General features: G+C 55.5%; 7 protein-coding genes. 2 read left to right on the top strand and 5 right to left on the bottom strand.

Features of this window, described 5'->3' with window-relative positions; genetic code table 11:
• Window positions 1-9 precede the first annotated feature (9 nt).
• From SPI6313_RS11395 to ftsH, 3 genes are all read right to left on the bottom strand, one after another.
• Window positions 10-3,630: a PAS domain-containing protein gene (locus SPI6313_RS11395; protein ID WP_139276620.1), complete on the bottom strand. Its 3,621-nt coding sequence runs from the start codon at window positions 3,628-3,630 to the stop codon at window positions 10-12.
• A 321-nt stretch (window positions 3,631-3,951) separates the two neighbouring features.
• Window positions 3,952-5,301 (bottom strand): cytochrome P450, encoded by a 1,350-nt coding sequence (locus SPI6313_RS11390; protein WP_072621105.1) that lies wholly within the window; start codon window positions 5,299-5,301, stop codon window positions 3,952-3,954.
• A 172-nt stretch (window positions 5,302-5,473) separates the two neighbouring features.
• Complete coding sequence (gene ftsH, locus SPI6313_RS11385) at window positions 5,474-7,372, bottom strand: ATP-dependent zinc metalloprotease FtsH (protein WP_072621104.1); 1,899 nt, start codon at window positions 7,370-7,372, stop codon at window positions 5,474-5,476.
• A 201-nt stretch (window positions 7,373-7,573) separates the two neighbouring features.
• On the opposite strand from ftsH, the gene SPI6313_RS11380 reads away from it, so the two are divergent.
• Window positions 7,574-8,299, top strand: a complete 726-nt coding sequence (locus SPI6313_RS11380; RefSeq protein ID WP_072621103.1) for a 2-phosphosulfolactate phosphatase family protein — start codon at window positions 7,574-7,576, stop codon at window positions 8,297-8,299.
• A 23-nt stretch (window positions 8,300-8,322) separates the two neighbouring features.
• Here SPI6313_RS11380 and SPI6313_RS11375 read toward each other — a convergent pair whose 3' ends face one another.
• Entirely contained in the window at window positions 8,323-9,474 is a 1,152-nt protein-coding gene (locus tag SPI6313_RS11375; protein ID WP_072621102.1) for a S1 family serine peptidase, read from the bottom strand.
• A gap of 128 nt (window positions 9,475-9,602) precedes the next feature.
• Between SPI6313_RS11375 and fabI the strand changes: the two genes are divergently transcribed.
• Window positions 9,603-10,382: an enoyl-ACP reductase FabI gene (gene fabI / locus SPI6313_RS11370; RefSeq protein ID WP_072621101.1), complete on the top strand. Its 780-nt coding sequence runs from the start codon at window positions 9,603-9,605 to the stop codon at window positions 10,380-10,382.
• A 250-nt stretch (window positions 10,383-10,632) separates the two neighbouring features.
• Here fabI and SPI6313_RS11365 read toward each other — a convergent pair whose 3' ends face one another.
• On the bottom strand, window positions 10,633-12,249 hold the full coding sequence (locus tag SPI6313_RS11365; protein WP_072621100.1) for a serine/threonine protein kinase: 1,617 nt from the start codon (window positions 12,247-12,249) through the stop codon (window positions 10,633-10,635).
• Window positions 12,250-12,252 lie beyond the last annotated feature (3 nt).

The raw sequence follows: 12,252 nt of genomic DNA, 5'->3' as shown, positions 1-12,252 counted from the left end.
CATGCCCTCTCACTCCGACACCTGGCACAAACACCGCCAATACCGATCCACCTGAGTCTGAAGTTGAGGAAATTGCTGTAAATGACTCGATAACCCATCAAGGTCAAACTCATTCAGATAGGCTGCCGAGATCTGGGCATAATAGACAACCTGAGGACAGTGATAGTCCTCACCCCACCGCAACAGCTTAGCGTTGAACGCCTGAATATCCTGAATCACCATCGTCTGGAGGATACGGGGCCAACCCGACTGTTCCTCTTGGCGCAACTGTTCAATTAAGCCCGGCCACTCTGCAACATGGTGGATCGCAGGCATCGCCACAGCCGCATCACCTTGCCAAGTCGGCGCAGTCTCCCGACCCAAAATAGTCTGCAATGCTTGCCATAAGTCTAGATAACTAATGGGTTTAATAATAATCGCATCGCATAATGCCTGTAACTCTGGATTATCCTGTTGATCCAACACCGCCGTCACCACAATCACCGGCAAGTCAGCCGTTACAGGGTCATTACGCAGCACCTGTAACACCTCAATGCCATGCATCTGGGGCAGATTCAGATCCAGTAACATCACATCCGGGACTGCGAACAGATGGATCTTGCGGAGCGCACTTGGCCCATCGCCAGCCCAACTGACTTGATGATGGGTATGGGAAAAATAGCCTAATAGCACTTCCCGATTGGAAGACACATCATCCACAATCAACACAGACAGGGGTGGAAATTGATTCAAATTACCATGGCTGTTCAGCGATCGCTCCCCCAACAGGGACGACCTTAAAACCTTGACCCCCGAAAATTGAAAACTAAAACAACTCCCCTCACCCACAACACTCTGAAGCTGCACTGTCCCCCCCAGCAATTCAGTTAACCGTTGAGTAATACTCAGACCGAGTCCAGTACCCCCATATTGCCGTGAGATGGTATTGTCACTTTGGATAAACGGCCCAAAAATATGATCCTGTTGGCTCGGTGCAATGCCAATTCCGGTATCTCGAATCTGGAGGGACAATGTACCAGCCGCCTCGGAGGTTTGTTCAAAACTCACCAAAATGGTAACGGAGCCTGACGGCGTGAATTTTAAGGCATTGCCCACGACGTTAAACAGGATTTGGCGCAGGCGAATGGGATCGAACTCTAGCCGAGGGGGAATGGGGGTGGCAATGTTCGTCTTGAGTTGTAAGTTTTGATCGATCGCTTTTTGGGAAAAAATCTGACAGACTTCCTCGATAATGCCGGGAATATTGACCACTTCGTAAACAATGGGTAATTTTCCGGCTTCAATTTTAGAGAGGTCAAGAATATCATTGATCAGGGCGAGTAAGGTTCGACCGGCTGCTAAAATTGATTGGATATAGGATTGACATTGTAAATCAGCAATATTGTCATTGAGTAAGTAGGAAAATCCAAGAATTGCATTCATTGGGGTGCGAATTTCATGGCTCATGTTAGCGAGAAATTCACTTTTGGCTTGGTTGGCGGCATTGGCGGTTTTGGTGGCTGCTTCTAAGGCGATGTTTTGCTGACTGAGGATTTTGCGCTGTTCGGTTTCTTGGGTGAGCAGGTGAGCTTGGGCGAGGGCAATGCCCACCTGGGCGGCGACGGCTTCTAGGAGTTCAATTTCGGTGCTTTTCCACTGACGATAATGGTCACATTGATGAAGGCAAATAATACCGTTGGGTTGATCTTTATAAAAAGTTCCGATCGCCAAAAATGATTTAACCTGAGACTGCTCAAAATACGATCGCATCGCATCTAAGCGCGAATCTTCCAGCACGTTTTCTGAAATAATCACGTCCTCAGTTTGGAGCAGTTGCTCAATGGAGGGGTTGCCAACTACGGCGATTTTTTGATCCGTTAACAGGGTGACGGTGGGGGTATGATAGCCAGCCATCAAGGGAATTTCGGTATGGGCGTTGGTGTCATAACTATGGATTAAACAGCGATCGACTTTGAAGATTGTGCCCACGAGTTGTGTGGTGGTACGGAAAATATTTTGCGGGTCTAAACTATGGCGAATTTCATCAGTAATTTGTTGCAGGAGTAAGGTGCGCTGGAGTTGCTGTTCTAGGATTAATTGATTGCGCTTGCGTTCGGTAATGTCTCGAATCACCACAAGGACTTCAGCATTGGGGAGAGGAATAATACGGGCTTCTTGTTCACGAATGTGGTGATCAATGTTGAGGGTGTATTCGTGGGATTGTGTCTGTTGGGTAGCGAGGGCATTGTGAACACAGGCCATCCGTTCTGCGGCGATCGCTGCCGGCAGGACATCGGCAACGTTATGCCCTGCTTTTAAAAGGTGGGGTTGGCAAAGGATCAGATTATCTTGGTTGATCACTTCGAGATAGTCGCCCCTTTGATTCATGCGAATCAACAAATCAGGAATGGATTGCATCAGCATTTGGGCGGTTTGTTCGGCGATTTTTTGGTCGGTGATGTCGGTGGTGATGCCATCAATGCGGGTCACTTGGTCGTCTTCGCTACGGAGGGCTTTGGCTCGCGATCGCACCCAGCGCAATTCGCCATCGGGTCGATAAAACCGATATTCATGGTCGTACGTGTCGAGAGGGGATAAGGCTTGTAAATATTGTTTTTGGGTGTCGCGATCATCGGGATGAATGATCTGAAACCAGAGGTCTGAATCAGCATAAAACTGAGCAGCGGTATAGTGAAATACCCTCTCGACGGCGGGGTTAACATACACCATCTGCCCGATCTGGGTTTCCATCGACCAAATCACATCATCCAAGCTGTTGAGGAGGCTATCCAGGCGGGCTTTGGCTAATTCATGGTCATGGATATCAATGCAGGAGCCGATATAGCCAATCAATTCTCCGTGGTCGGTGAAACGCGGCACGCCTTGACCCCACAACCAGCGATAACACCCATCGGCCCGGCGCAGACGATAGTTCAGTTCAAAGGGGCTTTGTTCGGTGAGGGCTTGTTCCTGAATGGTGCGGCAGTGCTGAATATCGTCGGGATGGACATGGCTTAACCCACCCTGGGCAAGTTCTTCGTCTAGGCTACAGCCGGTGAAGATGAGCCAGGTTTGGTTGCAATAGGTGTATTGTCCGGTGGGGTCGGTGACCCAAATCAGGACGGGGGCATGGTCTGCCATGCGGCGAAATCGTTGTTCACTTTCACGGAGGGCAGCGGTGCGATCGCTGACTCGCTGCTCAAGTTCGGCGTTGAGGCGGCGAATTTCAGCTTCGATGCTTTTGCGTTCTTGAATTTCCGCCGCCAGTTGCAGATTGATGGCGCTCAATTGGGCGGGGCTGGGGAGGGTGAGGGCGGCGGGAATAATCTGCACCATCGCTCCGGCCGTCCAGACCGACACAAAGGCGGTGATCGCCTTGACCATTCCCGCAATCCAATAAATGGGATGCCATAGCGTCCAAATCGCGAGCAGATGGGTTGTACCACAGGCCACAATAAAGGCACTGAAGAGGATAAAGACACGGGGAAAGGGCACGTCTCGCCGCTGGGATAGAAAATACAACAATAACAGCGGGATTGAATAGTATGCGATCGCAATCAAGCCATCGGAAATAAAATGCAGAGATACTAAAGGTTTTTGCCACAAATAACAATGACCGTGGGGGATATAGAGATGATTATCTAGCACCATTAACTGTTCTCCATTACCTTCAAGAAAAACCAAAAATCCCCAACGCTGAGAAGTTTTAATCTGCACCTTTGGCTGAATTAGGGTTATAACGTTTTGAAATCAAGCCCATTACATGGAAAAATCATGATTCTGGATGGGCGATTTTTTGACTGCTCAGAACAATAATTCGGATTAATCAAGAACGAAAAGATCGGGCAGTCTCAAAATAATTCATCATGCTCGCCAGACTCAAACGCAATTAATAATCAGTGAGCATTCATGCTTAATCACTAATTATAATGAGGGTTTTGTTTCTGGGTTGCGATCGCCCCAAGGTAGCCCTTAAACCGGGATTGTGCGTTTCATCGTCACACCGCCCGCCGGGACGAAGGTGATGCCGCGCCGCTGGGGTCGAATCTGGTCGGGGGGAATGAGGTGCAGGTCGGATTGTTGGAGAATCGTACCGAGGATCAGTTTCATTTCAAACAGGGAAAAGGCCATCCCGATGCAACCCCGATGGCCGCCGCCAAAGGGGAAGAATTCCGCTGGGCTGAATTTGCCGGTGCGGAAGCGATCGCTATTGAATTGGGTGGGGTTGGGATAGGTTGCCGGGACGCGGTGGGCGAGATAAACGCAGGGAATCAACACTGTGCCGCGATCGCAGATATAATCCCCCAGGGCGTAGGGTTCTTTCACAATGCGGGGTTGAGCAATCAGGGCGATGGGATAGATGCGGAGGGCCTCGTGACAAACGGCGTTGAGGTCGGGGAGGGCGGCGAGGCGATCGGGGGGCGCGTCGGTGACTTCGTTTTGCAACCGAGTGCGGCGATCGCGGTCTTCGTAACTCCATAAAATCGCCCAGGCTAGGGCTGAGGCGGTGGTTTCGTGACCCAATAACAGCAGGGTCATTAGTTGATCGTGGAGTTCGCGATCGCTCATTCCCTGGCCCGCTTCATCTTGGGCGGTTAACAACAGACTGAGAATATCGGCGCGATCGGGGTTGTCCTCCTGACTGGCGCGGCGATCGCGAATCTCTGCATAGACGAGGCGATCAATCCCCTCCCGCTGTCGCAAAAATCGCCCCCAGGGACTCCACGCCCCCAAATCTTGCTGCAACACCGGGAAAAAGAACAGGCTGGAATAGAACGGATCACTGATCGCATCAAGAAGCGCACTGATCCGCTGAGTTAACGCATCGTAGCGCGGCCCCGGTTCCACGCCAAACACCACCCGCAGGATAATTTGCAGGGTGATATCCGCCAGGGATGATCGCAGATCCAGTGTCTGCCCCGTGGGAATCTGAGCCAAGACCTGGCGCGTGATGGCCACAATCAGATCGCCGTAGGTTTTCATGCGATCGCCATGCAACGGCGGCATCAGTAATTTTCGTTGGCGCAGATGTTCCGCCCCGTCAAGCATGATCAAGGAGCGATCGCCGGTTAAGGGGCGAAACACATGGGTCACCTTCCCCAGGGCAAAGGTATCAATGGGCGCAGTAAACACCCCCTGCACGAACTCTGGGTCTCCGGTAAACACCACCGGGGGCGACTTCGGCCCCAACACTCGCGTTGTAAAGGTGTGACCATACTGCCGTTGGTAGCGGTCAAAAAATGCGATCGGGTCGCGGACAAGCTCAAGGGTTTGCCAGAGACCCGGATGGGTAGGGCCAGGGGGAAGAGAGGCGATCGACATGGTTAACTCAACTCGAAACAATAGACCAAACCGAGGGCTACAACCGAGGGCTACAACCGAGAGCTGAGCGGAGTCGAAGCCCGGACACTTACCCTTCGACTCCGCTCAGGGTGCGCTGCCTTTCACACAACAAGTTCAGAACCGAGGGCTGAGCGGAGTCGAAGCCCGGAAGTTACAATTTCGCCAACATTAACTTGCGTTGCTTTGAGGGTAATTGGGTGTATTCCGCGACGATCTTGCGGAAGTCCTGACCTTCGATGGTTTCCTGTTCGAGCAGGGCTTCGGCTAAGCGATCCATCAAGGGGCGATGTTCCCGAATCAGGTGGCGGGCGCGATCGTAGCAGTGCATCGCAATATTGCGCACTTGGTGGTCAATTTTCGCCGCCACGGCCTCAGAATATTCCGAGCGATTCCAATCATCCCCACCCAAGAACACCTGTTGACCGTTGGGGGTTTCGAGGGCCACCTGTCCCAGTTCAGACATTCCGTAAAGCGTCACCATCCGCCGGGCTAGATCCGTGACTTTTTTGATGTCGCTCGCAGAACCGCTGTCGATTTCGAGATCCCCGAAAATCTCGGCTTCCGCCGCTCGGCCGCCTAGAGCCACGGTGATTTTATCGAGAATCCACGCCCGCGTATACAGGCCACTATCCACCACTTCTTCATCGGGCACTTGATCCGTGAAGCCCTCAATGCCGCCGGAACGGGGGATAATCGTCACCTTGTTGAGGGGGTCGGAATGTTCAAGGAGGGTCGCGAGGAGGGCGTGACCGAGTTCATGGTAGGCGGTCATGCATTTTTTCTTGCTGTCGAGGAGGGGCTTCATTTTGAGGCCGACGGTGATGCGATCGAGGGCATCTTCGAGTTCTTGGCCGGAAATTTCGTCCTTGCGGCGGCGAGCGGTGAGAATGGCGGCTTCGTTGAGGAGGTTGGCTAGGTCTGCCCCGGCGAGGCCAGGAGTCCGGCGGGACAGGAGTTCGAGGGACACATCGGCGGCGAGTTTTTTGGTGCGGCCGTGGACTTCGAGGATTTTGAGGCGACCTTTGCGATCGGGTAAATCCACCATGACCTGGCGATCGAACCGACCGGGACGCAGCAGGGCCGTGTCGAGGACATCGGGGCGGTTGGTGGCGGCAATCACGATCACGCCGGTATTCCCTTCAAAGCCGTCCATTTCCGTCAGGAGTTGGTTTAGGGTTTGTTCCCGTTCGTCATTGCCGCCGCCGATGCCTGCGCCCCGTTGGCGACCCACGGCATCGATTTCATCAATAAAAATCAAACAAGGGGCATTTTCCTTGGCTTTTTTAAACAGATCCCGCACCCGTGAGGCCCCAACCCCGACGAACATTTCGACAAATTCTGAGCCGGAAATGCTGAAGAATGGAACACCGGCTTCCCCGGCGACGGCTTTGGCGAGGAGGGTTTTACCGGTTCCGGGGGGGCCGATGAGGAGGACACCTTTCGGGATGCGAGCGCCGATGGAGGTGAAGCGTTCGGTTTCTTTGAGGAAGGAGACGACTTCTTGGAGTTCTTCTTTGGCTTCGTCAATGCCGGCTACGTCGTCGAAGACAATGCCGGTTTTGGCTTCCATTTGAAAGCGGGCCCGCGATCGCCCAAAGGAAAACGCCTGACCCGACGAGGACGCAGAACGGCGCAACACCATCACCACCACCGCAAAAATAATCACCAACAGGGCCAGGTTCGCCAAGAGTCCCACGGTGGCGCTGTGGTCGGCGGAGGGTTTGACCGAGAAATCGATATTGTTGGCCCGCACCCGTTGGATCAGTTCTGGGTTGTCCTGGAAGAGGTCTACACTGTAGCTCTGTGTGCCTTCTCCGGCGAGGGTGACTTTCCCCATGCCGGTTTCAGGGTCGTATTCAATGCTTTGAACTTTGCCCTCATCGACTTGCTTCAAGAGTTGACTGTAGGAGAGCGTATTGGGTTGTTCGTCTTGGGCGATCGCGCCTTGGGGCATCGTCCACTGCAACAAGCTCGCCAAGGTCAGGCCGAGGACAACGTGCCAACGCTTGCGAGTCGCCGCCGACGCTCTGGGGTAAAAGTGCTTCTTCATGCGATGAGGGATACTCGGTAAGGTGTGACGATTACAAGTCTTATTTTAAAGTTTCTCACTGGATTTCCGCAGGTTGCCCTTGAGGGAGAGCCTGAAGGATAGGGAATCATAAATGATACAACTCGTTAGGATAGACTATACACTCGGTATGTTTCTCGCGTAAGATAAGCGTGCCCTTTCCCTTTTTATCCCCCAACGCCCGTGAAAATCTTTGTTTATCACACCCCTGAACTGACCCCGACCGATCACCTCCCGGACTGTGCCGTGGTGATCGATGTGCTCCGCGCCACCACGACGATCGCCACAGCCCTCGCCGCCGGAGCGGAAGCGGTGCAAGCCTTCCGCGACCTAGACATTCTCACCCAAGTCAGCGCGGCCTGGCCCGCTGAGCAGCGACTCCGGGCCGGGGAGCGGGGCGGCCAACAGGTAGATGGCTTTGAACTAGGGAACTCTCCCCTCGCTTGTACCGCCTCCCTCGTCCAGGATAAACGCCTCTTTTTGAGTACCACCAACGGCACTCGTGCCCTGCAATGTGTGGAGGATGCGCCCTTAGTGCTCACTGCCGCGCAGATTAACCGCCAAGCGGTGGTCAATGCCCTTAAGGATCATCAACCGGAAACAGTGTGGCTGGTGGGGTCGGGTTGGCAGGGGAGTTATTCCCTGGAAGATACGGTTTGTGCGGGGGCGGTGGCGTTGCCGTTCTATGAAGCGGCTGGGGGGGAGATGTTGGGGAATGATGAAGCCCTCGGCGCGATCGCACTCTATCAACAGTGGCAAGAGGATCTCGTCACCCTCTTTAGCCACGCCAGCCACGGCCAACGCCTGATGCGCTTAGATCTCCTCGATGATATCCGCTACTGCGCCCAAACCGATATCACCGATGTTGTGCCCCAACAATGCGAAAAAGGCGTGCTCAAGCGGGCTTAACCAGCTGCATAGACCTTCAGGAATTACGGCGATTTCCCTAAAATCTCATCAACAAAATCGGCATAGGCGGAAACTCGCGTATCAAGAAAATATTCACCGACGCTGCCGTCGAGTTCGTCGGTGATGTCAATGCCCTCGGTTTGGGGGCGGAGTCGTTGGGAGGCAATCCCGGCGATTTTGCCATCAATAAAGGCGGGGCTGCCCTCGTCGCCTTGGGTGGTGCCGGATTCCCAGGGGAGGCCGATGGGAAGGGAGGGGTTTTGCAGTTGGGCGAGTTGGGCGGGGGGGAGGTTGGGGGTGTTGGGGTCCGGTTCTGATGAGTCCGAGTCGTCTAGTTCTAGGCCAACGGGTAAGGGGGGGCGAACTTCGAGGAGGCGATCGTCTAGTTCGGAGAAGGCGGTATCGCGCCGCAACACCCCTAGATCATAGAGTTGGTATTCTCGACCGAGGGCATCCCGCGAACGGCTGAAGCCATCAAAATCGTAGAGCAGTTGGGTATTGGGGGCGATCGCATTCACCGTAGACGGGTTCGCCTCTGCACCCTTGGGGGGCGTATTGAGCAAGTCCCCAAAGGCATCGTAACGGTTGCCGCCCATCAACTTGCGCTGGATGATCGAGCCGCTCACCTCCCCCTGTACCCCATTGCCCGCGATGCCGTAACCGATGCGGGTAAAGGTGCGATTGATTTCGTCAATGCCAGGGACGGAACTGCGGTAGATGGCGTAGCGGTCGGCTTGGGCGGGGGCGGGGTTGCTGAGTTCGATGATCGCGAGGTTATGGTTGCGTTGGGGGCTGTTGTCCCAGCGGGGGTGAATGTGGACGGCGGCGGCCTGGCGGGAGGTGACGATGGTATCGGGGTCGGCAGGATCGGGGTCGGCAGGATCGGGGTCGGCAGGATTAGGGTCGGCAGGATCAGGGGCGATGGCGGGAAGATGGAAGGTGACGGTGACGCGATCGCTGTCGGCAGTGGTGGAGGGTGTGCCGGGGGCTTGGGTTTCAAAGCAGGAGGCAGCGGTGAGGATGTGGCGACCGCTGGTGAGAAGTGCGCCGGTGCAGACGGTGCGGTCGCCGTCAATGTTGAGCAAGACCACGCCATCGTAACCCTGGCCAGGATTGACTTGGTAGGGCGGGGCTTCGGGATTTAAAAAAACGCTCAGGGCCAACAGTTCTAGCATCGGGACTTTTCCAAGGGTGTCGCCCCTGATTTTAGCGTCTGCGATCGCGTCACCCAAGCCTGATACCCTAGAATACTGGGCTGATCTGTACGGCTACATCATTAGACTTTAAGGATTTAAACGCAACTATGTTATTGGATTTAACAGGAAAAAAAGCCTTAGTAACAGGCATCGCCAACAATCGCTCCATCGCCTGGGGGATTGCCCAACAACTCCACGCCGCCGGGGCTGAAATTGGCGTTGCTTACCTTCCCGATGAGGCGGGCAAGTTTGAAAAAAAAGTGCGCACCCTCGTTGAACCGTTGAATCCGTCGGTGTTTGTGCCCTGCAATGTCCAAAATGACGAACAGGTGGCGACGGCCTTTGCAACGGTGAAAGAAACCTGGGGTAATTTTGACATCCTGATCCACTGCCTCGCCTTTGCCCAGCGTGAGGATTTAACCGGGGAATTTATCAACACCTCCCGCGATGGCTTTAAAACGGCCTTGGAAATTAGCAGCTATTCCTTACCCGTCCTCGCCCAAGCTGCACGACCGCTCATGAATGACGGGGGTGCGATCGTCACCCTCACCTACCTCGGCGGTGTGAAGGTGATTCCTAACTACAACGTGATGGGCGTGGCGAAAGCGGCGTTAGAAATGTCGGTACGGTATTTGGCAGCGGAATTAGGCCCCAAAAATATTCGGGTGAATGGTATTTCAGCCGGGCCGATTCGCACCTTAGCCTCTTCCGCTGTGGGGGGCATTCTCGACATGATCCACCATGTGGAAGCCACCGCCCCTCTGCGCCGCACGGTGACTCAGACAGAAGTGGGCAACGCGGCCACGTTTCTCTGTAGCGATTTAGCCAGTGGGGTGACGGGTCAGATTCTCTATGTGGATTCGGGCTACGAAATTATGGGGATGTAGTCCGTCCTAAAGGGTGAAGCAAGTAGCGAACTAGACGCTCGCACTCCTTGAGGTTCCGACTGTAGTGCGGGCATCTTGCCCGCTGCTTTCCCTCACAAACTGGCAATCCAGAGCGAGCTAGAAGCTCGCACTGCTGCTTTCCCTCACAAACTGGCAATCCAGAGCGAGCTAGAAGCTCGCACTACAGAAGCTTAATCTCGCAAGGGTCGTGTGAGCCTCTGGCTCACTGATTCCAAAACCACCTTTGGGATCAGGGGGAGTTTTGGCGGTGATGCGATCGCATCCACCATTGGCCCAAGGGCGCGATCGCATAGACCGCCCCGCTCACCCCCAGACTCAACAACCCCGCCACCAGGGCACAAAAGCCGTAGGCAGCGATCGCATCCTCAAAACTCAAAATCACCGACCAATCCGCCGCCGTCATCCCAAATCCCCACGACACAGCCCCAACCCCCGCCACCACGAAACCCACCGCCAGCCCCGCCGCTGCGATCGCCCCGCGCGGTATCCCCAAACTCAACACCAACAGCCCCACCGCCACCACCACCAACACCCCCAACCGCCACCACACCCCAAAAGGCATCCCCAACCAAAACAACCACCCCAGCCCATAGCTCAACAGGCCCAGCAGCCCCACCCAACCCGGCCCATAGCGACCCGCCCTCGCCCAAGCCAACCCAAACCCCGTCCCCCACCCCGCCAAGGCAAACACCCACATTGTCCCATCCACCTCCACCATCACCCCCGGTAATTGTACCTGGAGCCACTGGGTCAACGCCGCCGCCGCCCGTGGCCCGATCGCCTCGATCCGTCCCCCCCAATAGCCCACCTGGGAGCCTGCGATCGCCCCCAGCATCGCCCCGATCCACTGCTCGATACTCTGGCGCAACGCTGCCCCCACCGGCTCCAGCACCCGGATCTGAAACCGTCGCCAATCCCGCCGCCATCGTTGCCACTGTGCCCGCCATTGCTGCCGCCAGGGGGACGGATGGAGGCGCTTTAACTGCCGTTGTACCTGGGCGAGGGACGGAGGGCGATCGGCAGGATTGGGGGCGATCATGCGGGTGAGCAACTGCGCCACGGGGGGAGAAATGGGCCAGCGGGGCGACCATTGAAGCGTCCCTTGGGGGGTTTCGGGCCAGGCTTCGGGGGGTTGACCCGTGAGGAGATGGAGCAGGGTGCGCCCCAAGGCATAGATATCAGCACGGGGATCGACCGCTGCCCCTACCACCTGTTCTGGGGGACTGTAGCCCGCCGAAAAGAGGCGCGTCGAAGCCGTGGCCACCCCCACCTGTTTTGCGCCGCCGAAGTCAATGATCACCAGTTGCCCCGTCTCAGCGCGGATCATCAGGTTAGAGGGTTTGAGGTCGCGGTGAATGATGTGGCGGTGGTGGAGGAGGCGCAGGATGCGGACGGCTTGGCGACACCAATCGAGGACGAGGGGTTCGGGGCAGCCTTCGGGGTATTGGTCAAGGAGGAGGGCTTCGAGGGTTTGGCCGTTGATTTTTTCCATCACCAAACCGTAGAGGGTGAGGTCGGGGGTGGGAATTTCAAAGAAGCCGTCGGCATCGACACGGGGAATGCCGCGATGGGAGAGGCTGCGCAGCACGATCGCTTCTTGGGTGAAGAGGTCGAGGGCTTTGGGGGCGGGGTTGGTGAGAACTTTCAGGACTTGTTCGATCTGGCGTTGGGTATCCCAAACGGTGTAGATCGTGGCGAAACCACCCGCCCCTAAGCGTTGATGGGGAATGAAGCGATCGCGCAACTCCAAACTCGTGCCGCACCGCTGACAAAACCGATGCTGACTCGGTTGGGGAAACGGGGCAGGACAGTGGGGATTAACGCAATGGCGCGGCACAGAGGTCATCGC

This window comes from Spirulina major PCC 6313 (assembly GCF_001890765.1).
GTDB classification, from domain to species: domain Bacteria; phylum Cyanobacteriota; class Cyanobacteriia; order Cyanobacteriales; family Spirulinaceae; genus Spirulina; species Spirulina major.
Note: the sequence above shows the minus strand (reverse complement) of the source record. Positions and strands in the feature narration are given on the sequence as shown.

Bases quoted from the DNA above. Each gene is read 5' to 3' on its own strand.
- SPI6313_RS11375 (WP_072621102.1), bottom strand. From the start codon at position 9,474: ATGCTAGAACTGTTGGCCCTGAGCGTTTTTTTAAATCCCGAAGCCCCG.
- SPI6313_RS11365 (WP_072621100.1), bottom strand. From the start codon at position 12,249: ATGACCTCTGTGCCGCGCCATTGCGTTAATCCCCACTGTCCTGCCCCG.
- ftsH (WP_072621104.1), bottom strand. From the start codon at position 7,372: ATGAAGAAGCACTTTTACCCCAGAGCGTCGGCGGCGACTCGCAAGCGT.
- SPI6313_RS11390 (WP_072621105.1), bottom strand. From the start codon at position 5,301: ATGTCGATCGCCTCTCTTCCCCCTGGCCCTACCCATCCGGGTCTCTGG.
- fabI (WP_072621101.1), top strand. From the start codon at position 9,603: ATGTTATTGGATTTAACAGGAAAAAAAGCCTTAGTAACAGGCATCGCC.
- SPI6313_RS11395 (WP_139276620.1), bottom strand. From the start codon at position 3,630: ATGGTGCTAGATAATCATCTCTATATCCCCCACGGTCATTGTTATTTG.